Genomic DNA, 25,243 nt, shown 5'->3' on the forward strand with positions numbered 1-25,243 from the left:
GCCATCTGTGGGTATTAAAAGGAAGTTTGTATGGTAAGCGCGCTGTATGCCGTGTTGGGTGCGTTGCTGTTAATTAAGTTTTCATTTGATGTGGTTCGCCTGCGTTTTCAGTACCGGGTTTCCTATGGTGACGGCGGCTTTAGTGAGCTGCAAAGCGCCATTCGCATTCACGGCAATGCGGTGGAATATATCCCTGTCGGCCTTATTCTGCTGCTGTTTATGGAGATGAACGGTGCTGAAACCTGGATGGTGCACATCTGCGGGCTGTTACTGATCGCCGGACGCCTGATGCATTATTATGGCTATCATCACCGGCTGATCCGCTGGCGTCGCTCCGGTATGAGCGCCACCTGGTGCTCGCTGTTGCTGATGGTGCTGGCAAACCTCTGGTATATGCCGTGGGAGTTGGTTTTCTCCTTACGTTAGCGCACAATACGCCGTTTTTGATTTTTCGGATCACATGTTATGTCCAACCGCGATACGCTTTTTTCTGCGCCGATTGCCAGTCTGGGTGACTGGACCTTCGACGAACGGGTCGCTGAAGTCTTCCCTGATATGATCCAGCGCTCCGTGCCGGGTTATTCCAATATTATCTCGATGATCGGCATGCTGGCCGAGCGCTTCGTGCAGCCGGACACGCAAGTGTATGATCTGGGCTGCTCGCTCGGCGCCGCCACACTGTCGGTGCGCCGTAACATTGCCCATCCTGGCTGCAAAATTATCGCGGTAGATAACTCTCCGGCGATGGTGGAACGCTGCCGTCGCCATATTGACGCATACAAAGCGCCGACCCCAGTGGAGGTGATTGAAGGCGATATTCGCAATATCACCATCGAAAACGCTTCCATGGTGGTACTGAACTTTACGCTGCAGTTTCTGGAGCCTGCTGAACGTCAGGCGCTGCTGAATAATATCTGGCGTGGGCTGAATCCGGGCGGCGCGCTGGTGCTGTCGGAAAAATTCAGTTTTGAAGACCGTACCGTCGGCGAGTTGCTGTTCAACATGCATCATGATTTCAAGCGTGCCAATGGTTACAGCGAGCTGGAAATCAGCCAGAAGCGTAGCATGCTGGAAAACGTCATGTTGACCGACTCCGTGGAAACGCACAAAGCACGGCTGCATAGCGCCGGGTTTGAGCACAGCGAGCTGTGGTTCCAGTGTTTTAACTTTGGCTCACTGGTGGCGCTGAAAGCCGGGGACGCGACATGATCGAGTTTGGCAACTTTTATCAGCGTATCGCCAAAAGCCCGCTGTCCCACTGGCTGGAAACCCTGCCCGCGCAGATTGGCGAGTGGCAGCGCGCATCACTGCACGGTCAATTTAAACAGTGGACTAATGCGGTTGAATTTCTGCCGGAGATGAAACCCTATAAGCTCGATCTGCTGCACAGCGTGACGGCAGAGAGTGAAACGCCGCTCAGCGAAGGTCAGCAGTTGCGCATCGAAAAACTGTTGCAAAACCTGATGCCGTGGCGAAAAGGGCCATTTTCATTATATGGCGTGAATATCGATACCGAATGGCGTTCCGACTGGAAATGGCAGCGCGTCCTGCCGCACCTTTCTGACCTCAGCGGCCGCACTATCCTCGATGTCGGCTGCGGCAGCGGTTATCACCTGTGGCGAATGATTGGCGCGGGCGCGCATCTGGCGGTGGGTATCGACCCCACGCAGTTATTTTTGTGTCAGTTCGAAGCGGTGCGAAAACTGCTCGGTAACGATCAGCGCGCGCACCTGCTGCCGCTGGGTATTGAGCAGCTTCCGGCGCTGAATGCCTTTGATACCGTCTTTTCGATGGGCGTGCTCTACCATCGCCGTTCTCCCCTCGAACACCTCTGGCAGTTGAAAGATCAGTTAGTGAACGAAGGCGAGCTGGTACTGGAAACACTGGTCATCGACGGTGATGAAAACACGGTACTGGTGCCGGGCGAGCGCTATGCCCAGATGCGCAACGTGTATTTTATTCCGTCCGCCCCGGCGCTGAAAAAGTGGCTGGAGAAATGCGGGTTTGTTGATGTTCGTATTGTGGATATGTGCGTGACCACCACCGAAGAACAGCGCAAAACCCCATGGATGACCACCGAATCTCTGGCCGATTTCCTCGACCCGAACGACAGTTCAAAAACCGTCGAAGGTTACCCCGCTCCACTCCGCGCCTTATTGATTGCCAAAAAACCATAAGCGCAGATCCCAACCGTCGGCGGCGATGTCAGTTTGTTCACGGCAAGCGCGCAGGCCCCGGAGCGTACATGAAGTACGTGAGGACGCCGAGCACATCCCGGGGACAAAATGACGAGTGAGCCAGGTTGGATGACGGAGAAAAAAAGGCCCCTGTGTAATTGGCAGGGGCCTGGTACAAGCAAGCATCATATTGGGCGACATGATGCGCGGTAAAAATCGTTTATTCAGTGTCGTAGCGGGCCACAATCGCCTTCATTTCCGCCACGGTTTCGCCATTGACGGCAAAGCGAGAGTATTCATCGGCATTGGGGTCAGTGGACATCGAGAGGCCTGGATTGCGGTAACGCATTACCGATGAAACCCAGTGTCCTGCGGAGCTGTGCACCTCTTTCACGCCTGCGTCCAGAAATAACGCAAGGTTACTCGCCCGCACGCCAGCACCCGCCATAATGATTGGAGCATCATCATGGGCAATTAGTTCCCGAATTAATTTGAGTCCTTTCTCAGCGGACGATTGCTGACCAGAAGTCAGTATGCGCGCCACGCCTAATTCTTTTAGATTTTCAAACGTTTGCTTTGGGTTCGAGCACATATCAAAGGCCCGATGAAAAGTGACTGCCAGTGTTCCCGCTGCCGCCATTATTTGCCGCATACGTGTCATATCGACATTACCGTGTGCATCAAGCACCCCCGTCACCAGACCGGGATAACCCAGTTCGCGTACCGTACGGATATCCGCCAGCATCGCCGCAAATTCGCCGTCGGTATAGCAGAAATCGCCACCACGTGGACGAATAATCGGATGTACCGGGATCGTCACCTTCTGCCGGACCGTTTTCAGTACGCCATAAGAAGGAGTTAACCCACCCTCCTGCGGGGCCGCGCAAAGCTCAACGCGATCAGCTCCCTTTTGTTGCGCCGTGACCGCACATTCCATGCTGTAGCAACAAATCTCCAGCAGCGCCATGGTCGTCTCCTTTTTGCTCATGCTGTGCTCAGAAAGCTCATCATCTTGCCACGCTTGTGGCGGAGGGACATCGTGTTACTTCACATTGTCATTACAACTGCTGTTCACTGGCGATAATCTGTTCAATTGACCACGGATGAAACTTAATGGTGACGTTGCCATCGGTTACAGCAAGCGTCGGGTTAGGCAGACGCTCATGCTCCCCTTTCGGCGAGCTGGTTTTCACCACAATCCCTGGCTGGCTGAGGCCTTCATCGGCAAGCAGCGCCAGCGCGCGGGCATTCAGCGTTGCCGGGTCGCCTGGCAGGACGATTTCGATATGCTCCCATCCTTCGTGCGGATAGCGTTTCTCACCTGGCCACGGCAGTTCCACTACCTCAAAGCGCCAGTGCGCGACACACACCGGCGTCGCCAGTTTAAACAGGCAAATCGGGCGGCCATTAATGATATTTTCCGAAAGCAGCGTCCCGCACTGCTCAAGCCCTGCACGCCAGCGTTCCGCCGTAGCGTTCTGGTGGCAACGCAGAGAAATGTGATCAGCTTCAAGCGGTGCGATATCCAGCCCAAGCCGGGTGGAAAGATCTGTTAACGCCTGAGTGAAACGGGGTAAATCTGCGGAAATATCATGCAGTTCCACAATGCTCTGCCATGCGGTCATTTTCGTCTCTGTCATTGGTCGGGAAAGCGCTAATTTACCAGGTTACGACGGGTGAACCAACCGTTGAATGTCGTGACTGGCAGATGAATGGTTATTCGTTAAACGTGCGGTGAATTTCCGGGCGTGCGGGACCCTGCTCAGTGCTGACGGCACAGGTCAAATGCAGTATACTCCCGCCTTAATTTATCCACACCCCGGCGCAGCCCGTCTCAGGGTTTAGCGCGACAAACGTAAGGTATTCCGGTGAATATTCAGGCTCTTCTCTCAGAAAAAGTTAGTCAGGCCCTGATTGCGGCAGGTGCGCCTGCCGATTGCGAACCGCAGGTTCGTCAGTCAGCAAAAGTACAGTTTGGCGACTACCAGGCCAATGGCGTGATGGCAGTTGCGAAAAAACTGGGCATGGCGCCGCGACAACTGGCAGAGCAGGTACTCACCCATCTCGCCCTCGACGGTATCGCCAGCAAAGTGGAAATTGCAGGCCCGGGTTTCATCAATATTTTTCTTGATCCAGCGTTTCTGGCGACGCACGTCAATGAGGCGCTGAAATCCGATCGTCTCGGCGTGACAAAACCTGAGCCGCAGACCATTGTCATTGACTACTCTGCGCCAAATGTGGCGAAAGAGATGCACGTTGGCCACCTGCGCTCCACCATTATCGGCGATGCGTCCGTGCGTACGCAGGAGTTTCTCGGTCACAAGGTGATTCGTGCGAACCACGTTGGTGACTGGGGTACCCAGTTCGGCATGCTGATCGCGTTCCTCGAAAAACAACAGCAGGAAAACGCCGGTGAGATGGCGCTGTCAGATCTCGAAGAGTTTTACCGTGCCGCAAAAAAACACTATGACGAAGACGAAGCCTTTGCCGAACGCGCGCGCGGTTATGTCGTGAAGCTGCAGGGCGGTGACGAATACTGTCGCGAGATGTGGCGTAAGCTGGTCGACATCACCATGTCACAAAACCAGATCACCTATCAGCGACTGAATGTGACGCTGACCCGTGACGACGTGATGGGTGAAAGCCTGTATAACCCGATGCTGCCGGGCATCGTGGCGGATCTGAAAGCCAAAGGTCTGGCGGTGGAAAGCGAAGGCGCAACCGTGGTCTTCCTTGATGAGTACAAGAACAAGGAAGGTGAACCGATGGGCGTCATCATCCAGAAAAAGGATGGCGGCTACCTCTATACCACCACTGACATCGCCTGCGCCAAATACCGCTATGAAACGCTACATGCCGATCGCGTGCTCTATTACATCGACTCCCGTCAGCACCAGCACCTGATGCAGGCGTGGACCATCGTGCGCAAAGCGGGCTATGTTCCGGAGTCTGTGCCGCTGGAACACCACATGTTCGGTATGATGCTCGGCAAAGACGGCAAGCCGTTCAAAACCCGCGCGGGCGGTACCGTGAAGCTCGCCGATCTGCTGGATGAGGCGCTGGAGCGCGCCCGTCGTCTGGTGGCGGAGAAGAACCCGGACATGCCTGCCGATGAGCTGGAAAAACTGGCCAACGCGGTCGGTATCGGTGCGGTCAAATATGCCGACCTGTCAAAAAACCGTACCACCGATTACATTTTTGACTGGGATAACATGCTGGCGTTTGAAGGTAACACCGCGCCGTATATGCAGTATGCCTACACCCGCGTGCTGTCGGTTTTCCGTAAAGCAGAAATTGAAGAGCGTGCGCTCGTTAACGCCCCGGTGGTGATTAACGAAGATCGTGAAGCGCAACTGGCTGCGCGTCTGTTGCAGTTTGAAGAGACGCTGAATGTGGTAGCGCGCGAAGGCACGCCGCATGTGATGTGTTCTTATCTGTACGATCTGGCGGGTCTGTTCTCAGGTTTCTACGAGCACTGCCCGATCCTCAGCGCCGAAAGTGAAGAGATCCGTAACAGTCGCCTGAAACTGGCGCTGCTGACGGCGAAAACCCTGAAGCTTGGACTGGATACGCTCGGTATCGAAACCGTCGAACGGATGTAAAACATGGGTAGCCCCGGTAAGCGTAGCGCCACCGGGGAAAATGCCTGATGGCGCTTCGCTTATCAGGCCTACAAAACCACAACGATCACATCCGTCAGAAATACTTCCGCAAATACTCCGTCAGACACAAAATCGCCATCGCCTGACCGTACGGCATCGAGGTCAGCGGGATCTGGCGATAAAACTCAAGATCGCTGCCCATCCCGGTGCCAAACGACGTCTGCATCAACTCTCCTTCCGGCGAAATATTACGCACAATGCCGCGTATCGCTTTCTCCGCTACTTCAGCGTATTCCGCCGGGATATAACGCTTGCGCACCGCCTTGAGAATGCCGTAGGCAAATCCAGCGGTGGCGGAGGCTTCGAGGTACGAATCCGGATCGTCAAGCAGCGTATGCCATAACCCGCTGTCGTGCTGGCAGGTTGCCAGCGCCGCAATCTGCGCGTTCAGCACCTGTACCAGATAGCGGCGCACGGCGTTATGCCCCGGCAAATCCACCAGTTCGAGGAAATCCGGGATGACGATGGTCAGCCAGCTGTTGCCCCGCGCCCAGCGTGCACGGGCAAAGTTATGTCTGCCGTCGTAATTCCAGCCGTGAAACCAGAGTCCGCTCTCCCTGTCCATCAGGTTCTGCACATGCAGCAGGAACTGATACACCGCTTCTTCGACGTACGCCGGGCGGTTCAGTAATTTGCCGATCTTCGCCAGCGGCAGGACCGTCATCATCAGCGTGTCATCCCACATCTGCTGATGATTTTCTTCAGCCAGCGTAATGTGCTGCATGCCGCCAGCGTCGGTGCGCGGCATGTCATGCAGTGCCCACTCCGCCCAGCTTTCCAGCCACGGCAGAAATGCCGGATTTCGCGTCTCTTCGTAGCGATAAGCGAGCGTCAGAAACGGCGCCATCGTATTGACGTTTTTAGTGGTCGCGCCTTCGGCAAAGCGGTCAGCAAACCAGTTATCAATAATGTCACGCATCGTGGCATCGCCGGTCTGCTGGTAATACTGCCAGATCCCGTACAGCCCGACACCGTGCGTCCATTCCCAGCCCGCCCAGCCTTTGGTATCAATCACGCGCCCGTCATCCAGCCGCAGTAAAAACGCCCCGGTCTCATCTTTAATGTTGACCAGATTGTGCGTCACCTTCCGGATCAGCGCTTTTAACTCATCGCGGGCGATGAAATGCGTCGGCTGACGCAACAATGGGCTCTGTTTGACAGGCCAGACCTTCATAGTATTTACCTCAGTTATAGGACGTATTCAGTTGGCTTCACCTGCCCGAGCGGCGGTGCAGCAGGTTTTTTGCGGTTCAGATAGCCGATGTTGTTGTTACCCCACAGGCACTCATAAGGCATACCCGCCAGCATTTCGACCGTGGCGCGCGCCTGCGGCGTGGCGCTTTCCGGCATCGCCCGCCCGGACTGGCGCATCTTCGCCGTCTCGTCGCGCAGCACGCTGTGAGTCTGCAGATTGAGTCGGAAACGCAGTGAAACCAGGAAACCGCAGAGCAGCACAACGATAGTGCCGACGCTCAGGATCAGCAGGATGGTGTGGCTCACTTCCGCGGGCTGTGTTTTCTGCCCGCTGACGAAACCAGAAAGTTGCATGATGATCCCCACCAGCATCACGGCGCCTGCCTGCGAGGCTTTGCGGGTCAGCGTCATGATGCCGGCAAAAATCCCTTCACGGCGCTGACCAGTGATCACTTCATCAACATCAGCAATGTAGGTGTAGGTATTCCACGGCACATAGTTGATACCGCCGCGACCCAGCCCGGCTACCGCCGACACCAGCAGCAACAGCGAGTAGATATCGCTCATTCCGGCATACCAGAGCGCCGCGTAGGAGAACGAGCTCAGCCCGAACAGCACCACCACCATCCGGTAAGATGGCGCTGGCCCAAAACGAATACAGAGCGGGATCATGGCGATCACAGCGAGAAACTGGAAGATAGCCATCGTGCCCAGCAGATTCGAGGCGACGGACGCTTCCTGCATCAGAACAAACACCACGTAGTAGGTAAATACCGCGTTGAACACATCCTGCGCGATGTAGCCGCCCAGATACATGCCGAGATGCTGGCGGAAAATACGGATGCGCAGCGTCGAGGAAAGCTCGATGATCAGCCGGTTGAGGCTTTGCGCCAGCGTCAGGTTTTTCTTCTCTTCATCCGCCCGTATCGCGGCTTCGGTCCATTCCTCACGCGGGCGTTCCCAGGTAAAGAACCAGACAAACGTCAGCATCAGCGCGCACAACACGGAAAAGACCAGACTGGCGTAAAAGAACGAGATGGCGTTGTCTTTGCCGAGCAGCGTCAACAGCACACCTGGCAGGAAAGAGGCCAGGATCGCCGACATCTGCGCCATTGAGATCCGCGCGCCAGAGAATTTGGTTTTCTGCTTAAAGTCATCGGTCATTTCCGGCACCAGTGTTTCGTAAGGCACCAGAATCATGGTGTAAACGATGTCAAACAGCAGGTAGGTCAGTAAGTAGTACCAGAACCCCATGTCGCCGACCCACATCAGCGAGTAGCTGAAGACGCAGGGAATACCGAGCAGGATAAAAAACTTACGCCGACCGAAGCGTTTACCGAGCCAGGTTGAACCAAAGTTATCCGTCAGAAAGCCCATCAGCGGGCTGACGACCGCATCCAGCACACGAGCGGTGGCAAAAATGAACGTCGCCTCGATGGGCGAAAGACCGCAAAAGGTGGTGTAAAAATAGAGCAGCCATGCGGCGGTAAGCGCGGTGGTCCCCGCGCCAAGGAAGTCGCCCGAGCCGTAGGCGAGATAATTCGCTAAACCGATTTTTCGTGTTTTCATTGCCGTAACCCTGTCTCTTAGTGGCGATCCTCCGGCCATCCGGCGGTCCTTAGGGGCACTTACACGGCTACAGTAAAAGCATGAGCAGCGGGAAACCTTTCCGATTTTGCCACGGCGCGCGACGAGGTGGCAGAAATGCAAAGAGTGGGATTACGCGCTTCACTGATTTATAAAACAGCGTTTCTTTTGTATCAAAAGAAAGGACCAGAAATGAGATCGCGTCGGCAGATGACTCGGCCGAACGGTGAGAAAAGCGGCGATTAGCGGTAGTTGACGATGACCTGATTGCTGCGCACTTTCAGCGCCGGGATGAGTCGCCCGCCGCCGGGCACTTCCCAGATAAAACGCAACGACTCGCCAGCAAAGATATTGTTAAAACCACGGGTGGTGCCGCTCTGCCCGTCAAGCTCAACACAGCGGGTTTGCGTGCATAGCCGCACCCGCAGTCCGGCCGGCGTAGGGCCGATGAGTTCATAGCGCCAGGCCACGACCGTCATTAACCCTTCCACTGGTGACGATGGCACAAGTACCTTTGACGACGCCGACTGCCCGCGCCAGGTAAGCGTGATACCCGAACTACTGGCCTGCCACGCCCCTTCCCCCGCCGCCTGTACGCACAGCGGGAGCAACAGCAAGGTGAAGAGTTTACGCATTATTTTCCTCCGATGGTGGCGGTCATGCGGATGTTACGGTTGTCGGACAGTTCGAGATTCGACAACACCACCAGTTGCGGCAGGCTGCGGCGCAGGAAGCGTGCCAGCAGAGGACGCAGTGCATGGTTCACCAGCAGTACCGGCGGCGCGCCCAGCATCTCCTGTCGTGTTAAAGCTTCGGACGTCTGTGCCAACAGGCGATCCGCCAGCCCCGGCTCCAGCCCACCGCCACCCTGCAACGCCTGCAGCAGCAGACGTTCCAGCGCGGTATCCAGACCGATGACCTGCACTTCGTCGTTGCCCGGGAACCATTGCTGGGTGATCGCACGGCCCAGCGCGACGCGTACCACGGAGGTCAGCTCATGCGGATCGGTCTGAATGGGTGCATGTTCCGCCAGCGTTTCCAGAATCGAGCGCATATCGCGAATCGGCACTTTTTCATCCAGCAGGTTTTGCAGCACCTTATGCAGCGTGGTCAGTGTGATGACACCCGGCACCAGATCTTCGGTCAGCTTCGGCATCTCCTGCGCCACGCGATCCAGCAACTGTTGCGCCTCCTGACGACCAAACAGTTCGGCAGAGTGCTGGCTTATCAGGTGGTTAAGATGTGTCGCCACCACGGTACTGGATTCCACCACCGTGTAGCCCTGGATTTGCGCCTGTTCTTTCAGCGCGCTTTCAATCCAGATCGCCGCCAGCCCGAACGCCGGATCGACCGTAGGTTCACCCGGTAACGTACCTGCCGCGGTGCCCGGATTAATGGCCAGCCAGCGGCCCGGGTAAGCGTCTCCGCTACCAATCTCCACCCCTTTCATCAGGATGCGATAACGTGCCGGCGGCAGATCCATGTTGTCACGAATGTGCACGACCGGCGGCAGGAACCCCATCTCCTGAGCAAATTTCTTCCTGATGCTGCGAATACGCCCCAACAGTTCTCCGTCCTGCTGAAAATCGACCATCGGGATCAGGCGGTAACCCACTTCCATACCGAGCGTATCTTCCAGCTGGACGTCTTTCCACGACGCTTCAACCGCCTGACCGTTTTCCGGCAGTACGACCGGTTGCGGCTGCGACGGTGCGACCTGTTCGCGGCCACGAAGCCACCAGGCAAGGCCCAGCAGTGCGGCAGTGAACAGCAGGAAGACAAAGTTTGGCATTCCCGGCACCAGGCCGAGCAGACCGAGAACGGCGGCGCTGAGCAGCATGACGCGCGGGTTGTTGAACAACTGTCCCACCATTTGCTCGCCGACATCCTGCTCGGTGCTGACGCGGGTAACGATAACGCCCGCGGCAGTAGAGATGACCAGCGCCGGGATCTGTGCCACGAGACCGTCACCGATGGTCAACAGCGTGTAGGATTCCGCTGCCTTCGCCAGCGGTAGATCATGCTGCAGAACGCCGACCAGCAAGCCACCGAGAACGTTGATCACCATAATCAGGATCCCGGCAATCGCATCGCCGCGCACAAACTTACTCGCACCGTCCATGGAGCCGTAAAAGTCCGCTTCCTGGGTGACGTCTGAACGGCGTTTTTTCGCCTCATCTTCCCCAATCAGACCAGCGTTAAGGTCGGCATCGATCGCCATCTGTTTACCCGGCATCCCGTCAAGGACAAAGCGCGCCCCCACTTCCGCGATACGCCCGGCACCTTTGGTGATAACCATAAAGTTGATGATGACGAGAATAATAAAGACCACGATACCGATGGCGAAGTTACCGCCTACGAGGAAGTGGCCGAAGGCTTCCACCACCCTGCCCGCTGCTGCTGCCCCGGTATGACCGTCCATCAGAATGATACGGGTCGAGGCAACGTTCAGCGACAGGCGCAACAGAGTAGTAAACAGCAGGATGGTCGGGAACGCCGCAAAGTCCAGCGTCCGCTGGGTAAACATCGCCACCAGCAGCACCATGATGGACAGCGCAATGTTGAAGGTAAACAGCAGGTCAAGGACGAACGCTGGCAGCGGCAGCACCATCATTGACAGGATCAGCAGAATCAGCACCGGTCCGGCAAGAACCTGCCATTGCGTCGATTTCAGATTTGCGGGCAGACGCAGCATTGCGACCAGATTAGCCATCAGTTTCCTTCTCATTCAAAAAATCCAGTGCGGCGGGCACCGGCAGGTTTTCAGGTTTTTTCGGCGCGGTTCCGCCAGCCAGACGCCAGCGTTTCAGTTGCCATACCCAGGCCAGTACTTCCGCCACAGCGGCGTACAATTGCCCCGGAATTTGTTGTCCGATTTCCGCATGACGAAACAGCGCACGCGCCAGCGGCGGCGCTTCCAGTACCGGAATACGGTTTTCGCCGCCGATCTCACGGATGCGCAGCGCCACCAGTCCGGCGCCTTTCGCCAGCACTTTCGGCGCACTCATTTTGTTTTCGTCATACTGTAACGCGACCGCGTAATGGGTCGGGTTCGTTACGATGACATCCGCTTTCGGCACATCCGCCATCATTCGGCGTCGTGCTGCGGCGCGCTGCATCTGACGAATGCGACTCTTCACATGCGGGTCGCCTTCGTTCTGTTTAAATTCGTCGCGGATATCCTGGCGGGACATGCGCAACTTTTTCATATGGCTGTAGATCTGCCAGAACACGTCAAATCCCACCATCGGCACTATTCCCAGCGCCACCAGCAGCGTGCACAATCCGACCAGATTCAGCGCATGCCCCATCGCGTTCATAGGGGATTCGCTAACCAGACGCATCATGTCCGGCCAGTTGGTCCAGAGATACAAAGCCGTTACGCTACCAACTAACAACGATTTCAGGATCGCTTTCAGTAGCTCAGCGAACGTCTGCGCAGAAAACATGCGCTTGATGCCCGGCAGCGGGTTTAATTTATCCAGTTTCAGCGAAAGGGATTTAGGGCTGAACACGATGCCGCCAAGCAGCATCGGCGCGATAATAGCCACCACCACTACTCCGACAATCAGCGGCAGCAGCGCAATCATGGCTTGTTTAACCAGCAGAATGATTTGCCCGAGGATGAGATTGGGGTCGTTGACGATACTGTGATCGAAATGCAAACCCGACGACAGCAGCCCCGCCAGACGACGCGCCAGCGACTCGCCACCGATCCAGATGACGCAAACCCCCACCAGCAGAATCAACATCGAGGTCAGTTCGCGGGATCGGGGGATCTGCCCCTCCTCACGGGCCTTGTCCAGCCGTTGGGGTGTGGGGGCCTCTGTTTTGTCCTCGTTATCTTCTGCCACGCCAGCGTTCCGCGCTACTATCCATGTTGCCCATGATGCCAGAGCGAACCCGGGCCAATGGCCGGAAAAGAGGACAGAAACGGGGTTTATGCGTGGTATTGCGATGACAGACACCCTGCCAGGGTGTCTTGATCGTTAATGACCAGAAAACTGATCATTTCTTTTTATATATTCATATTAATTAATAATCCTCAATAATATATTTGGTGCAAATTAAAAACAACTGTCACGCATTATTCATTTTTATCCTCATGTGTACTTTTATTTAGACTTCATTTGTGTATACTCGCCAAAAGTTAACAAACCAAGATTAATTAATAGCTCTTAAATGCAGGAGCGTATTTTATTCCGGAGCACCCAAATGACATTTCTAAAGTACATACCCGCGGCATTAACTATTGCGTTATCAATACCTGTATTTGCCGATGAAATGAATGCTGGCACTGTTCATTTTACAGGTGAAATTATTGAACCAAGTTGTGTCATTGAGGGGAATGATGGAACGGACAATAATGTTCCCCTCGGCACCTATCCAACGACCCTGTTTGCTAATCCGGGCGATGAATCCTCTTATGTCCCTTTTACCATTGAGCTGAAAGACTGCCCGCTGCAAACGACCGGATTGACCAGCATCCAACTCACTTTTGAAGGGCCGACTGTTCCGTCCAGTAATGCTGATTTGCTTACCGTCGGCACCGATGTTGGGATCACGGCGGCGACCAATATTGGTGTTGCTGTCAGCAAGATCAACCAAACCGATACACTCCTGAAGATGGATGGTTCAGAAGGTCAGGTTGCCATTGATCTGCCCACCGTCGCAGGTAACAGCATTCGTCAGCAATTCGTTGCGCGTTACCGTGCTTTTGCCATACCGGTTGATGCCGGCCCGGCTGATGCTGATATGGCGGTGAATATTCTTTATCGCTGACACATATTAATTATTGCTACACAAATTATTTAATAAATTTTAAAACATGATCTGTCTCACCGCGGATCATGTTTTAGTGTTTTAAGGCAAGGAACTATTTATGCATCGAATTTCATTGATGATGTTATTCGTTCTGTTAACACTTCCTTCTATTAATTACAGTATGGCAGCAGGAATACAGATCGGTAAAACACGGGTCATTTATGATGCGCAAAAAAAAGAGGTTGCGCTGCCACTGATAAATAAGGGTTCTGAATTACCGTGGCTAATTCAGTCCTGGGTGGATAGTGGCGACGGTAAGACGCGAGGGCCGTTTATTGTTACCCCACCATTGTTCCGCCTTGATGCCCGGACGGAACAAAGTCTGCGCATCGTCTGGTCTGGCGGCGCGTTGCCGCTAGATCGCGAATCACTTTTTTTCATCAACGTTCGAACCATTCCTGCCAGTGATAAAAATGACGACGATAAAAACGTGCTGCGGTTGATCTATAAAACACGCCTCAAGCTGTTTTATCGCCCCGAAGGGTTGCCCGGCACACCAACAGAAGCCTGTGAACACCTGCAGTTTTCCCTGAACGGCACGATGCTACAAGTGAGCAATCCGTCTGCTTACCACATTGTCTTCGATTCGCTGTACGTCAGTGATCGCTTGCTGCCGAATGCAGATACTGTGGCGCCGAAAAGCACAACGTCGCTGCCCGTACCTGCTGCCATCAGTTCGCGTAACGTCGCCTGGCGATGCATTACCGATTACGGCAACGCGTCAGAAAAATTTCGCGGCCAAATGGATAATGGATAACTCGCACCAATGATTATTCATCCGGTCTCGCCCTTTCACCGTCGTCCATGGCGCGTTTCTGTTGCCCTCTGCGGTGTCATCGCGCTGGCTGCAGAAGACGCACTGGCGCGTGATTTCTATTTCTCCCCGACGGCACTGGAAGGTGGAACCCAGGTAACCGATTTATCCATTTTTTCCAACCCAAACGCGCAGTTACCAGGCAACTACCCCACCACGGTGTTGCTGAATAATCAGCGTCTTGAAATGCGCACGCTTAGCTATCTGAACGGGCTGGATGGCGCGCTGGTCGCACAGATTACCCCCCTCATGCTGCGGCAATGGGGGGTAAAAGTGGATGATTACGCGGAACTGGCGGCGCTGCCGGCTGGTGAACCGTTGCCTGAACCATTGGGGCACTACATTCCTGCCGCCGACAGCCGTTACAACTTCACGACCCAGACGCTGAATCTAAGCCTGCCACAGGCGGCAATCCATGCACTGAGTGCAGGATATGTTGATCCTTCGCGCTGGGATGATGGAGTACCGGTATTGTTCACCGATTACGCCTGGAGTGGACGCGAAAACCACAGCGACGGTGCTGATGATAACAGTCAGTACATTAACTTGCGCAGCGGCGCTAACCTCGGCGGCTGGAAAATACGTAATTATTCTGCCTGGAATCAGACATCAGACGAGCGTCACTGGCAAACCATTGGCAGCTGGCTACAACACGATCTACGTTTTCTGAAAGCCCAGTTTATTGCAGGGCAAAGCAGCACGCGCGGCGATGTGTTCGACAGCATGCAATATGAAGGCGTCAATATCGCCTCTGACGAGGAAATGCTCCCGGTCAGCGAGCGAGGTTTTGCACCGGTGATCCGCGGGACAGCGAACTCCAATGCGGTCGTCACGGTTAAGCAAAACGGCTACATCATTTATCAGAAAAACGTCGCACCAGGGGCGTTCGAAATCAGCGATATTTATGCCTCGACCAACAGCGGCGATTTGCAGGTCAGCGTAAAAGAAGCTGATGGTTCCGAACACTATTTTACTCAGCCATTTTCCAGCGTCGCGTTGATGCAGCGCCCTCATCACTGGCGCTTTGAAACCACGGTCGGACGCTATCGCTCACAAGAAGGCAGCGACGATCGGGAACCGAAATTTATCCAGTCCAGTGCTATTTATGGTCTGAATAATATCGCTACGTTGTATGGTGGTCTGACAGTAGCCGAAAACTACACGTCGCTGGCTTCCGGAATGGGGATCAACCTGGGGCGTTTCGGCGCGCTATCGCTTGATGTCACCGCCGCGCATACCGAGTTAGCACATAACGAAAGCAGCGATGGTCAGTCGTGGCGACTGCTCTACTCCTCCAGTATTGACGCTACAAACACGCACCTGACGCTGGCCAGTTATCGCTATTCAACGCGCGGCTACTATTCATTTGCTGACGCCAACCATGCAAGTGAGGATCAAGATGACTGGCGCGATGATTACAACAAGCGCAACCGTATTCAGTTCAGTATCAGCCAGCCTTTCACTAACGGCAGCGTTTATCTGAACGGCTATCAGCAGAATTACTGGGGAACCTCGCGCAAAGAGCGCAGCCTGTCTGGCGGAATGAGTTATCAGTACGCGGGTATCAGTTACCACCTGACACTCACCCGGGCCGAAACCGACAGCGGCGAAGAAGATCGAATGATCGCCTTTGGCGTCAGCATTCCGCTTAATCGCTGGCTTGCCAATAGCTGGGCGAGCTACTCGATAAGCAACAGCAAAAATGGTGGTACGCAACAAAATCTGGGGCTAAGCGGCACGCTATTGGAAGATCGCAGTCTCAACTATAGCCTTCAACAGAGTCACAGCGACCAGCAGCCGGGCGACAGTAGCAGTCTGTACAGTACCTGGCGATCACCCTTTGGCAACCTCAGCGCCGGGTATTATTCCGCGCAAGGAGGTGATCGGCAGATAAGCTATGGTGCTAGCGGTGCTCTTGTCGTGCATCCACATGGAGTGACACTGTCACAACCACTCGGCGATCAGTTTGCAATAGTGGATACTGATGGGGCGTCAGGTCTGCGGTTTCAGAATCAGTACGGCATTCGTACCGACTGGGCAGGCAATGCCATCATCCCGTCACTGACTGCTTATCAGGAAAACCGTATTGGTATCGACACCACCACGCTGCCGGACGATGTGGACAGCAACAACACAGCGATAACCGTCGTTCCGGCGCGCAATGCCGCTGTACGCGCGCACTTTAACACACAGATTGGCTATCGCGTGCTGATGACGCTGTCCCTCCCTGACGGTCAACCCGTTCCCTTTGGCGCTATCGCCAGCGCCAACGATGCACAAAGCAGCGGCATTGTTGACGAAGGCGGCATGCTTTATATGGCAGGCGTCGCCGAAAATACCATGGTCACCGTCAAGTGGGGCACCGACTCACACAAGCAGTGCCATGCCGACATCCACATTCCCGCCAGTAGCGCCCCTGTGCGCATCAAAATAGTCACGGCGGTTTGCCGTCAGGAAGGACAATGATGATCTCTGTTCCCCGTATCCTTATCGCCATACTCTTCATACTGAGCAATGTTTCAGCTCAGGCGGCCACTATCTTGCGCAACTGTTTTACCGCACCCGGCACTTACCAGGCCACGATCGATCGTGAATTTAGCGCGAGTGAAAATAGTACGGGCAAGACAATTCAACTCGACGGGCATCAGGTCGGTGCAGGTCAATCCATCACCGCCCAGTGCGACTGTCCGGGAACGATGACCGCATCGAGTACCGTAATGGGATTCACCTTTGCTGGTAGCCCACTCTCTGCGGGTAGCCGGGCCGGATATGGTTATCTGACGGAGAATATCGACATCGACATCGATGCCTATACGGATGCCATTCACTCCCCTGATGGCAGCGGGTTATATGCCATCGCTATTGATAGTTACCCCACGACTGTTCCGGTCAGCTCTATGGAGTCGTTAACCTCAAAGGAAAGTAACGAAACCGTCTGCCGATCCGGCACGCAGCCAGTGACAGGTACGCCTTCCAGACAGTTTAAATGGAATATCCTTTCCACTCGGCTGTATATAAAATCACCTATTCTCGGACAGGAGACCATTCCATCCACCCTGGTTGAGCAAAGCTCCGCTTGTCTTTATTTCGGTAACGGCATGTGTACCTCCGGCGATGCCCAGCCGGTGGCTAACATCTGGCTTTCCGGCAGCCTGAGTGCGCCGCTGAGCTGCACTATCAACGCCGGCAGCACCATCGATGTGGATTTCGGCGCGATTGCCAGAAGCAATTTTACTACCGCGGGTGTACCGCCCGTTGGATTTACCCTCAAAGCCGTGGACATTAACTTTCATTGTGATAACGCGGCGGTCAGTAACTATCAGAAAATCAAGCTGACACTGACTGCCGATCAGGGCGTCAGTGATCCCGGCGACGGGCTGATTGCAAAAATGGTGAGTCGCGATGACATCGGCGTGCGGATGTATGACGCGAACAGCAACAGCGTGGGTCTGGACGGCACAGTGGCCTTCCCGATCGTGCTTGATTCGCAGGGGAATGGCTCGATAAAAATGCAGGCCGCACCCGTCGCCACCACCGCGACACCGCCAGCAGCGGGATCGTTCGAAGGCAACGTCACCGTCAAACTGGATTTACGTTAGAAAAACAGATGGCCCTCACGGGCCATCTGCCGGTCAGAAACCGAGACTGTCGAGCAGGTCGTCGACCTGATCCTGGCTTGCCACCACACCGGCTTTTGAGGTATCCATTTGCGGGCCGTTAAGCAGGCTTTCGCTTTCGCGTTTGCTACGTGCAGGCTTCTCAGGCATGTTCTCCAGTAACACCATCAGGAGCTGACGTTCAATTTCCTGAATCACGTCCATCATGCGCTTAATTACCTGCCCGGTCAGGTCCTGGAAATCCTGCGCCATCATGATTTCCAGCAACTGGGCGTTAGTAAAACTGGTATGTTGCGGGACATCCGCCAGGTACTTGCGCGTGTCGGTAACCAGTTCACGTGCATCTGCCAGCTCAATCGGATTTTCGAACCATTCATCCCAGCGTCCGGAAAGCGCTTTAGCGTCCTTTTCCATCTGGTTCTGATGAGGCTGCGAAAGCTCAACGCAGTTCAGTGCGCGTTCCGCCGCCTGAGCGGTCATCTGGACAACGTAGTCCAGACGGTCGCGGGCATCCGGGATCGCCTCTGCGGCTTCAGCAATGGCCTGATCCAGCCCCAGTTCGCGCAGGCTATCGCGCAACATGCGGGTCAGACTCCCGATGCGCGCGATAATATCCGCAGCGGAATGTTCTTCTCCTGGTTTAATCGCGGGTTTCGTCATCGTCATCGTCTCGTCCTCACATGCCGAGTTTCTCGAAGATTTTGTTGAGCTTTTCTTCCAGGGTCGCTGCGGTAAACGGCTTCACAACATAGCCACTGGCGCCGGCCTGGGCTGCGGCGATGATGTTTTCTTTCTTCGCTTCCGCAGTCACCATCAGCACCGGCATGTTCGCCATTCCGCCGTCGGCACGAATGGTTTTCAGCAGGTCGAGGCCATCCATGTTCGGCATGTTCCAGTCAGAGATGACAAAATCAAAACCACCTGCCTGCAGTTTGTTCAGGGCGTCAACGCCGTCTTCTGCTTCTTCAACGTTGTTGAAACCCAGCTCTTTCAGCAGGTTGCGCACGATCCGACGCATGGTGGAAAAGTCATCCACAACCAGAAACCTAAGCTCTTTATCCGCCATAAAACTCCACTCCTCTTAAATACGTATTGCCTGTCCGGCACTGATTTTCGCCAGCATCTGCTGGCTTACCTGGCTAAGATCGACCACTTCGCTAACGCCACCCATGTTGATAGCTTCGCGCGGCATGCCGAACACCACACAACTTGCTTCATTTTGCGCAATCGTCCAGGCGCCAGCCTGGTGCATTGCTGACATGCCAGCAGCGCCATCGTTGCCCATCCCGGTAAGGATCACCCCCACCGCGTTGCGCCCCGCGTGTTTCGCCACTGAATGAAACAGCACATCGACCGCCGGACGATGCCGGTTCACCGGCGGTCCGTCGTGAATTTTGATTTGATAGTTCGCCCCGCTACGCGCCAGCTCCATGTGCTTGTCGCCCGGTGCAATGTACGCATGACCAGGCAGAACACGCTCGCCGTCTTCCGCCTCTTTGACAGTTATCTGACATAGCTTATTGAGCCGTTCCGCAAACGAGCGGGTAAACCCTGGCGGCATATGCTGTGTTATCAGGATCGCCGGGCTGGTCAGTGGCATCGGTTGCAGGACGTGGCGAATCGCCTCGGTGCCCCCGGTTGATGCGCCAATCGCAATCAGCTTTTCCGAACTCAACAACGGCCCCGCTTTTAACGTGGCAGGCGCGGCCATCGATTTATGGGTGATTACCTGCGCCCGCGACGCCGCACGCACTTTCTCAGCAATCATCTCGCTGTAAGCCAGCATCCCTTCGCGAATGCCGAGCTGCGGTTTGGTCACGAAATCAATCGCGCCCAGCTCCAGCGCCCGCAACGTGACTTCCGATCCTTTACCGGTCAGTGACGAGACCATCACCACCGGCATCGGTCGCAAGCGCATCAGTTTTTCAAGGAAGTCCAGACCGTCCATGCGCGGCATTTCGACATCCAGTGTCAAAACATCCGGGTTAAATTTTTTGATTAAATCCCGGGCAACCAGCGGGTCTGGTGCCGTCGCAACCATTTCCATGTCACTGTGGCTATTGACAATTTCCGTCATGATCTGGCGCATCAGCGCGGAATCATCAACAGACAACACCCTGATTTTACTCATGCTCTATCCTTACTCAGCGCGTAAACCGTCTGCCCACGCAGGCTAAACTCGCGCACGAGGTGGCTGAAATTCTCCGAGTGCCCGGCAAACAGCAGGCCGTCGGGCTTAAGTAATGGGACAAAACGGCGGAGGATCTCCTGCTGCGTCGTTTTATCGAAATAAATCATCACGTTGCGACAAAAAATCGCATCGAATGGTCCCGGTACGTTGTAGTTCCTGGAGAGCAGATTCAGCGTGGCAAAATCCACGTAGTTCGCCAGTTCCTGTCGTACCCGTACCAGCCCGGAATGCGGGCCGGTTCCGCGCATGAAATAGTTCTGTAGTTGCTGTTGTGACAGCGTCTTCAGCTCCTCATGGCGGTAAATACCACTTTGCGCCTTTTGCAGCACTTCGGTGTCGATATCGCTGGCAAACACCCGCCAGCGCCCCGGGGCAGTCCCCAGGGTGTCAGCGAGCGTTATGGCAATGGAATACGGCTCTTCACCGGTTGATGCCGCCGCGCTCCAGACGCGATACTCTCCCCCGCGATGACGGCGAGCATGCTCCGCCAGCGCCGGAAAGTGGTGCGCCTCACGAAAGAACGACGTCAGGTTAGTGGTTAACGAATTAATAAACGCCTGCCACTCCGCATTATCCGGGTGCGATTCGAGCATGCTCAGATAGTGGCCGAAGTCATCCAGCCCGAGCGCACGCAAGCGCCGCACCAGGCGGTTGTAAACCATATCGCGCTTGTGATCAGCCAGCACGATACCTGCGCGCTGGTAGATCAGTTGGCATATCCGGCGAAACTGCGCGTCGGACAGCGCCAGGCGCTGTGTCATCTGCATAAGTAACGACGATTGCCCTGCGGGCAGAGATGATGTCATAGCGCCTTCTTAATCCCATTCAGGAAACAACAGGTACAGCCTCAGCCATAACGTCTTGCTGAGTCACTTTCCTTTCTTCAATCTCAAACACTGACACCAGTGAGGTAAGGTGATCGGCCTGACTTGCCAGTTGTTCTGTTGCTGCCGCCCCCTCTTCCACCAGTGAGGCGTTTTGCTGCGTCACCTGATCCATCTGGCTGACAGCCTGCGCCACCTGCTCAATGCCACGGCGTTGTTCATCAGACGCCGAGGCGATTTCTCCCATAATGTCATTCACCTGAGTGACAGAACGCACAATCTCCTGCATTGTGCTGGCGGCCATATCCACCCGTTCAGATCCTTCCTGCACGCGTGATACTGACTCCTCAATCAGCGTTTTAATCTCTTTTGCTGCCTGAGCGCTTCGGCTGGCCAGGTTGCGCACTTCCCCGGCAACGACCGCGAAACCGCGCCCCTGCTCCCCGGCACGCGCGGCTTCCACCGCCGCGTTCAACGCCAGGATATTGGTCTGGAAAGCAATACCGTCAATGACGTTGATAATGTCGCCAATTTTGCGTGAACTGTTGGCGATATCCTGCATTGTCTCTGCCACATGCGACGTCTGTTGACCACCGCGCTTCGCGGTATCTGCCGCGCTGCTGGCAAGCGTCGACGCCTGACGGGCGTTATCGGCGTTCTGCCCGACAGTCGCTGTCAATTGCTCCATACTGGCCGCCGTTTCCGCCAGCGATGCTGCCTGCTGTTCAGTACGTGATGACAAGTCGTTGTTGCCCGCGGCGATTTCCGAAATACCGGTATGCATCGCGTAGCTGCCTTCACGCACCTGGCTGACCGTATCGCGCAACGCACCCTGCATCGCTTTCAGCCCGGCAAAAATCGCCGAAATCTCGTTTTTGCCATACACCGCGATCGGCCGCGCCAGGTTACCTTTGGCGATGCTTTCAAAGTGGCTGCTGATAATGGTCAACGGGACGACAATCATCCTGCGCGCCCACCACAGCGAGGCAGTCGTCACCAACGCCGCCAGCACCACCACCAGAATGAAGCCCATAGCGGAACGGTGATAATTGGTTTCCCCTTCACGTCCGGCTTTCTCCACAAACAGATTGATGTGGTTCTGCCAGGCATTAAAGTTGGCATCAAACGCGGCCTGCGATTTATCCACTGGCGCGGTCATAAAATCAGAGAGTTGGTTGTTCTCAAGCCAGGTGACCTGATGCTGAAGATCGTCCTGCCACTGACGGTAGGTGGCTTGCGACCCTGCCATCAGTTTCTGGCCTTCCGCGTTCATCGCCGGAACCGCGACAAAGGCTTTTAACAATCCGTCAGACTCCTGCAGGGCAGCATGGGCGCTGGCGATCAGCGCCTTGATGTCATCCTGCGGGTAGCTCAGCGCCGTCAGCGTTCCGGCTTTATTCAGCGCCGAACTGGCCTGAAGCAGCACTGAACGCATTTGCGCCAGCTGAGTGCGCTGAGTATTGCTGTGCGCAACCTGTTGTAAACCGTGAAATCCGTCACGAAACGCCCAGAAAGACAGTCCGTTGCTCCCCACCTGTAACAAACCGCAAATAATCAAAATCAAAAACAGCGTGGTCGAGATACGAATTCGATTGAACATCCCCACTCCCGATTAACGGCAATGTGCCGCGAAGAAATTAAAAGGTTTCCCAGTTTTCGTCGCCACCCGCCGAAGCGGTGCGTTGACGCAAAATTACCGGTGCTGCATCCGGCTGCACCGTTCTGCCGACGGTTTTCTGACTTTTTTCATTGATACGGAAGGCGGAGACAGCCTGTGTTAAGCGGCTGGCCTGCTCTTCCAGTGCCGCTGCGGCAGCAGCGGATTCCTGCACCAGCGAGGCGTTCTGCTGAGTGACTCTGTCCATTTCCGACACTGCCAGCGCCACCTGATCGATACCGCGGCTCTGCTCATCAGATGCCGATGAAATTTCGCCCATGATGTCGGTGACGCGGGTGACGGCGTTGACAACTTCGCGCATGGTTTCGCCCGCGCTTTCCACCAGCACCGAGCCGGTGTCGACGCGCGACACGGAGTCGTCGATCAACGCTTTAATTTCTTTTGCCGCCTGCGCGCTGCGGCTGGCCAGGTTACGCACTTCACCTGCCACCACGGCAAAGCCGCGACCCTGCTCGCCCGCACGAGCCGCTTCGACGGCGGCGTTCAGCGCGAGGATGTTCGTCTGGAAGGCAATGCCGTCGATAACGCTGGTAATGTCGGAGATTTTCTGTGAACTGGCAGCGATGTCGTGCATAGTGGTGACCACGCCGTCCACCACTTTGCCACCACGCTCGGCGGTATCCGACGCGCTTTTCGCCAGATGCGAGGCCTGACGGGCGTTATCGGCGTTCTGTTTCACCGTCGCGGTCAGTTGTTCCATGCTGGCGGCGGTCTCTTCCAGCGCGGAGGCCTGCTGCTCGGTACGGGACGAGAGATCGCTGTTACCTGTCGCGATTTCACTGGTGCCGGTGTAAATGGCGTCCGTCCCTTCGCGAACGCGGGTGACGGTATCAATCAGCGAATGCTGCATGTGGTTGACGGTGCCGGCCAGTTCGGCAATTTCGTTGCGTCCGGCAATCGCCAGCGACGAGGTCAGGTTACCTTCGGCGATTTGCCGCAGATGGTTCATCACTTTCGCCAGCGGGAGCAACAGGATGTGACGCACCCCAAGCCAGACCGCCCCCAGCACCAGGACCACCACCACGGCAATGATCGCCATCTGCCACTGCGCAAAACGATAATCCTTCCCGCTGGTGGTAAACGCCTGCTGATAAAGCGCTTCACTCTGCGCCGCGTACTGGCTCATTGCCTCGCCCAGCGCGTTTTGCATGCCCTGAGTCGGCTGCGCGAAATAGGCATCCATCTTGCCGTTATCGAGGAAGCTGATCAGCTCCGTCAGACCAGCGAAATATTTCTGATAGCTGTCATCCACGCGCTGCGTGACGTCCGCCATCGACGATTCCGGGGTAGCCTGTTTGAAGACGGCATAATGCTTCGCCGCCTCTGCCAGGGTCAGTTTGGCGTTTTTCAGCAGGTCGGTTTTGGCGCTGCTCTGCTGATTCGCGGCATCCATCATCATACGGGCAGATGAACGGCTCAGGTTGATACGGGTTTGCAGCATCAGCTCCCAGGTTTTGCTGAGCTCAGTTTGCTGGGTACGCAGTTCGTTAGAAAGCACGAAACTCTGCTGATTTTGCTGCAGGGAAGAAAATAAAAAGCCACCAGATAGCAACTGAAGAAGTGCGAAGACGACCAGCACCAACATCAGCAACGTGACAACGCGGATACGGTTCAACATACAACACCTTCTTAATTATTCATTTACAGGGTTATCGGCATTTGCAGGGAGAACTTTAAAGGGGAGAGGAAGGAAAATTGCGCTTTGGTACGGTCAGAAAGCGACGTCCACCACCAGCGTATCGCTGTAGGTCCCGGCGGCGGGGGTATTCTGGCCGCTCTGGACCTGCGCCGTGTAGTTGTAGGTGCGCAGAAGGCCGTCACTACTGAGCGATGAGGACGTGACGCTTGACCAGCGTTCGCTGCCGGAACCACCCCAGCGAGTGCCGTCGCTGCCTTTGTAAAGGTCGTAACTCAGGCGGTTGCTGCCGCTTGTCATGTTTCTGACATTGCCGATGGCATTCTGACCGTTGTTGATGCCAACGGTATAACTGCTGCCTTTGGTACAGGTGATGGAAATGGTCTGCGACAGCGTGGGGAAATTCTTTACCAGTGGTGCGCTGCCGAAATTGACATCCGGGGCGGTGATGGTGATGCAGTCGTTAGTGACGGTCAGATCAATCTGTGTGCTGACGGTGGCATTACCGGTTTGTGGCGTCAGGCACAGCCCGGCAACGCCGACCGCACAGACGTTATAAGCAATATTAAAGGTCATCGAGGTGTGGTAGGGCCCGGCAGTGACACTCTGTCCCCCCACGGTACGAAACCAGATCGGGATAGTATATTGCTTTGAGTTCAACAGGCCGAGCAGCGTGCTGCCGTTCCAGGTATAGCTCTGCGCGATCGTGGTTTCGGTACTGCCGTTGCAGGTTGATTGGGTACACAGGCGCACCGGTACCGCATCAGTAATCGTCGTGTTATCGGTGCGTTTCAGCGTCGCGTGGTTATTCGCGCTGTTGCCTCCGGCGGTGTAGTTCAGGGTGATACTGTCGCTGGTGAGCAGGTTCAGGATCGTCTCGCAACTGACCACCAGATTCGCCGTCACCTGCTGTTCTGTGCTGTTGACGGTAAAGGATGACTGGCTACCGAAAGAGGCGTTACCCACCGCTACCGTACAGACCGCTTTCAATGACGGGCTTATCACCAGTAGCAGGAGGATCAGCCAGTCTTTTCTCATC

The 25,243-nt window shown here is 55.4% G+C and carries 22 protein-coding genes; 8 read left to right on the top strand and 14 right to left on the bottom strand.

Translation table 11 applies throughout. The annotated features are described in order from the left end of the window. Positions 1 to 30 precede the first annotated feature (30 nt). From QMG90_RS12950 to cmoB, 3 genes are read left to right on the top strand one after another with little or no spacing between them, the layout of a single operon-like run. Positions 31 to 426, top strand: coding sequence for an MAPEG family protein (locus tag QMG90_RS12950; RefSeq protein WP_283280055.1), 396 nt, complete (start codon positions 31 to 33; stop codon positions 424 to 426). 39 nt (positions 427 to 465) lie between these two features. Beyond that, complete coding sequence (gene cmoA, locus QMG90_RS12955) at positions 466 to 1,209, top strand: carboxy-S-adenosyl-L-methionine synthase CmoA (protein ID WP_283280056.1); 744 nt, start codon at positions 466 to 468, stop codon at positions 1,207 to 1,209. Further along, positions 1,206 to 2,177 (top strand): tRNA 5-methoxyuridine(34)/uridine 5-oxyacetic acid(34) synthase CmoB, encoded by a 972-nt coding sequence (gene cmoB / locus QMG90_RS12960; protein WP_283280058.1) that lies wholly within the window; start codon positions 1,206 to 1,208, stop codon positions 2,175 to 2,177. Before cmoA ends, cmoB begins: the two co-directional genes overlap by 4 nt. A 220-nt stretch (positions 2,178 to 2,397) precedes the next feature. Here cmoB and cutC read toward each other — a convergent pair whose 3' ends face one another. Both cutC and QMG90_RS12970 read right to left on the bottom strand, forming a co-directional pair. Next, positions 2,398 to 3,144, bottom strand: a complete 747-nt coding sequence (gene cutC / locus QMG90_RS12965; protein WP_283280059.1) for a copper homeostasis protein CutC — start codon at positions 3,142 to 3,144, stop codon at positions 2,398 to 2,400. A 91-nt stretch (positions 3,145 to 3,235) separates the two neighbouring features. Beyond that, complete coding sequence (locus QMG90_RS12970) at positions 3,236 to 3,802, bottom strand: VOC family protein (RefSeq protein WP_283280061.1); 567 nt, start codon at positions 3,800 to 3,802, stop codon at positions 3,236 to 3,238. 243 nt (positions 3,803 to 4,045) lie between these two features. Here QMG90_RS12970 and argS point away from each other — a divergent pair, with 243 nt between their 5' ends. Continuing rightward, complete coding sequence (argS, locus tag QMG90_RS12975; protein WP_283280062.1) at positions 4,046 to 5,779, top strand: arginine--tRNA ligase; 1,734 nt, start codon at positions 4,046 to 4,048, stop codon at positions 5,777 to 5,779. Positions 5,780 to 5,873: 94 nt separating this feature from the next. On the opposite strand, the gene bglB is transcribed toward argS, so the two are convergent. The 5 genes from bglB to flhB form a co-directional block, all read right to left on the bottom strand. Continuing rightward, positions 5,874 to 7,013, bottom strand: coding sequence for a beta-galactosidase BglB (bglB, locus tag QMG90_RS12980; protein WP_283280063.1), 1,140 nt, complete (start codon positions 7,011 to 7,013; stop codon positions 5,874 to 5,876). 14 nt (positions 7,014 to 7,027) lie between these two features. Further along, complete coding sequence (locus tag QMG90_RS12985) at positions 7,028 to 8,602, bottom strand: MFS transporter (RefSeq protein ID WP_283280064.1); 1,575 nt, start codon at positions 8,600 to 8,602, stop codon at positions 7,028 to 7,030. A 260-nt stretch (positions 8,603 to 8,862) separates the two neighbouring features. Then, positions 8,863 to 9,255, bottom strand: coding sequence for a flagellar protein FlhE (gene flhE, locus QMG90_RS12990; protein WP_283280066.1), 393 nt, complete (start codon positions 9,253 to 9,255; stop codon positions 8,863 to 8,865). Next, positions 9,255 to 11,333 (bottom strand): flagellar biosynthesis protein FlhA, encoded by a 2,079-nt coding sequence (flhA, locus tag QMG90_RS12995; RefSeq protein WP_283280067.1) that lies wholly within the window; start codon positions 11,331 to 11,333, stop codon positions 9,255 to 9,257. The genes flhE and flhA overlap by 1 nt, the downstream gene beginning before the upstream one ends. Then, complete coding sequence (gene flhB / locus QMG90_RS13000; protein WP_283280068.1) at positions 11,326 to 12,474, bottom strand: flagellar biosynthesis protein FlhB; 1,149 nt, start codon at positions 12,472 to 12,474, stop codon at positions 11,326 to 11,328. The genes flhA and flhB overlap by 8 nt, the downstream gene beginning before the upstream one ends. A gap of 361 nt (positions 12,475 to 12,835) precedes the next feature. Between flhB and QMG90_RS13005 the strand changes: the two genes are divergently transcribed. The 4 genes from QMG90_RS13005 (at position 12,836) to QMG90_RS13020 (ending at position 17,857) form a co-directional block, all read left to right on the top strand. Beyond that, positions 12,836 to 13,402 carry a fimbrial protein gene (locus tag QMG90_RS13005; RefSeq protein ID WP_283280069.1) on the top strand — a complete coding sequence of 189 codons (567 nt, stop codon included), beginning with the start codon at positions 12,836 to 12,838 and terminating at the stop codon, positions 13,400 to 13,402. 100 nt (positions 13,403 to 13,502) lie between these two features. After that, entirely contained in the window at positions 13,503 to 14,201 is a 699-nt protein-coding gene (locus QMG90_RS13010; RefSeq protein ID WP_283280070.1) for a fimbrial biogenesis chaperone, read from the top strand. 9 nt (positions 14,202 to 14,210) lie between these two features. After that, complete coding sequence (locus QMG90_RS13015; protein ID WP_283280071.1) at positions 14,211 to 16,724, top strand: fimbria/pilus outer membrane usher protein; 2,514 nt, start codon at positions 14,211 to 14,213, stop codon at positions 16,722 to 16,724. Beyond that, positions 16,721 to 17,857: a fimbrial protein gene (locus tag QMG90_RS13020; protein ID WP_283280073.1), complete on the top strand. Its 1,137-nt coding sequence runs from the start codon at positions 16,721 to 16,723 to the stop codon at positions 17,855 to 17,857. Before QMG90_RS13015 ends, QMG90_RS13020 begins: the two co-directional genes overlap by 4 nt. Positions 17,858 to 17,890: 33 nt before the next feature. Here QMG90_RS13020 and cheZ read toward each other — a convergent pair whose 3' ends face one another. From cheZ to QMG90_RS13055, 7 genes are all read right to left on the bottom strand, one after another. Further along, positions 17,891 to 18,535 (bottom strand): protein phosphatase CheZ, encoded by a 645-nt coding sequence (gene cheZ, locus QMG90_RS13025; RefSeq protein WP_283283957.1) that lies wholly within the window; start codon positions 18,533 to 18,535, stop codon positions 17,891 to 17,893. Between the two features lie 16 nt (positions 18,536 to 18,551). Then, the gene (gene cheY / locus QMG90_RS13030) at positions 18,552 to 18,941 is read right to left on the bottom strand and encodes a chemotaxis response regulator CheY (protein ID WP_049849642.1); all 390 of its coding nucleotides are present in this window, start codon (positions 18,939 to 18,941) and stop codon (positions 18,552 to 18,554) included. A 15-nt stretch (positions 18,942 to 18,956) separates the two neighbouring features. After that, positions 18,957 to 20,006 carry a protein-glutamate methylesterase/protein-glutamine glutaminase gene (locus tag QMG90_RS13035; RefSeq protein ID WP_038153392.1) on the bottom strand — a complete coding sequence of 350 codons (1,050 nt, stop codon included), beginning with the start codon at positions 20,004 to 20,006 and terminating at the stop codon, positions 18,957 to 18,959. Further along, positions 20,003 to 20,872 (bottom strand): protein-glutamate O-methyltransferase CheR, encoded by an 870-nt coding sequence (gene cheR, locus QMG90_RS13040; RefSeq protein ID WP_283280075.1) that lies wholly within the window; start codon positions 20,870 to 20,872, stop codon positions 20,003 to 20,005. The genes QMG90_RS13035 and cheR overlap by 4 nt, the downstream gene beginning before the upstream one ends. 19 nt (positions 20,873 to 20,891) lie before the next feature. After that, positions 20,892 to 22,490 (bottom strand): methyl-accepting chemotaxis protein IV, encoded by a 1,599-nt coding sequence (gene tap / locus QMG90_RS13045; RefSeq protein WP_283280076.1) that lies wholly within the window; start codon positions 22,488 to 22,490, stop codon positions 20,892 to 20,894. A 37-nt stretch (positions 22,491 to 22,527) separates the two neighbouring features. Continuing rightward, on the bottom strand, positions 22,528 to 24,186 hold the full coding sequence (gene tar / locus QMG90_RS13050; RefSeq protein WP_283280077.1) for a methyl-accepting chemotaxis protein II: 1,659 nt from the start codon (positions 24,184 to 24,186) through the stop codon (positions 22,528 to 22,530). A gap of 93 nt (positions 24,187 to 24,279) precedes the next feature. Next, on the bottom strand, positions 24,280 to 25,242 hold the full coding sequence (locus QMG90_RS13055) for a Csu type fimbrial protein (RefSeq protein WP_283283958.1): 963 nt from the start codon (positions 25,240 to 25,242) through the stop codon (positions 24,280 to 24,282). Position 25,243: the final 1 nt, after the last annotated feature.

Origin of the sequence: Trabulsiella odontotermitis (assembly GCF_030053895.1) — a bacterium.
GTDB lineage: Bacteria > Pseudomonadota > Gammaproteobacteria > Enterobacterales > Enterobacteriaceae > Trabulsiella > Trabulsiella odontotermitis_C.

Excerpts from the sequence above, each read along its gene's own strand:
- QMG90_RS13010 (WP_283280070.1), top strand. The coding sequence starts at position 13,503 with ATGCATCGAATTTCATTGATGATGTTATTCGTTCTGTTAACACTTCCT.
- cmoB (WP_283280058.1), top strand. The coding sequence starts at position 1,206 with ATGATCGAGTTTGGCAACTTTTATCAGCGTATCGCCAAAAGCCCGCTG.
- cheY (WP_049849642.1), bottom strand. The coding sequence starts at position 18,941 with ATGGCGGATAAAGAGCTTAGGTTTCTGGTTGTGGATGACTTTTCCACC.
- cutC (WP_283280059.1), bottom strand. The coding sequence starts at position 3,144 with ATGGCGCTGCTGGAGATTTGTTGCTACAGCATGGAATGTGCGGTCACG.
- tap (WP_283280076.1), bottom strand. The coding sequence starts at position 22,490 with ATGTTCAATCGAATTCGTATCTCGACCACGCTGTTTTTGATTTTGATT.
- QMG90_RS13035 (WP_038153392.1), bottom strand. The coding sequence starts at position 20,006 with ATGAGTAAAATCAGGGTGTTGTCTGTTGATGATTCCGCGCTGATGCGC.
- cmoA (WP_283280056.1), top strand. The coding sequence starts at position 466 with ATGTCCAACCGCGATACGCTTTTTTCTGCGCCGATTGCCAGTCTGGGT.
- QMG90_RS12950 (WP_283280055.1), top strand. The coding sequence starts at position 31 with ATGGTAAGCGCGCTGTATGCCGTGTTGGGTGCGTTGCTGTTAATTAAG.
- QMG90_RS13055 (WP_283283958.1), bottom strand. The coding sequence starts at position 25,242 with ATGAGAAAAGACTGGCTGATCCTCCTGCTACTGGTGATAAGCCCGTCA.
- QMG90_RS13015 (WP_283280071.1), top strand. The coding sequence starts at position 14,211 with ATGATTATTCATCCGGTCTCGCCCTTTCACCGTCGTCCATGGCGCGTT.
- cheR (WP_283280075.1), bottom strand. The coding sequence starts at position 20,872 with ATGACATCATCTCTGCCCGCAGGGCAATCGTCGTTACTTATGCAGATG.
- QMG90_RS12985 (WP_283280064.1), bottom strand. The coding sequence starts at position 8,602 with ATGAAAACACGAAAAATCGGTTTAGCGAATTATCTCGCCTACGGCTCG.
- QMG90_RS12970 (WP_283280061.1), bottom strand. The coding sequence starts at position 3,802 with ATGACCGCATGGCAGAGCATTGTGGAACTGCATGATATTTCCGCAGAT.
- QMG90_RS13020 (WP_283280073.1), top strand. The coding sequence starts at position 16,721 with ATGATGATCTCTGTTCCCCGTATCCTTATCGCCATACTCTTCATACTG.
- bglB (WP_283280063.1), bottom strand. The coding sequence starts at position 7,013 with ATGAAGGTCTGGCCTGTCAAACAGAGCCCATTGTTGCGTCAGCCGACG.
- tar (WP_283280077.1), bottom strand. The coding sequence starts at position 24,186 with ATGTTGAACCGTATCCGCGTTGTCACGTTGCTGATGTTGGTGCTGGTC.
- cheZ (WP_283283957.1), bottom strand. The coding sequence starts at position 18,535 with ATGACGAAACCCGCGATTAAACCAGGAGAAGAACATTCCGCTGCGGAT.
- flhA (WP_283280067.1), bottom strand. The coding sequence starts at position 11,333 with ATGGCTAATCTGGTCGCAATGCTGCGTCTGCCCGCAAATCTGAAATCG.
- flhE (WP_283280066.1), bottom strand. The coding sequence starts at position 9,255 with ATGCGTAAACTCTTCACCTTGCTGTTGCTCCCGCTGTGCGTACAGGCG.
- QMG90_RS13005 (WP_283280069.1), top strand. The coding sequence starts at position 12,836 with ATGACATTTCTAAAGTACATACCCGCGGCATTAACTATTGCGTTATCA.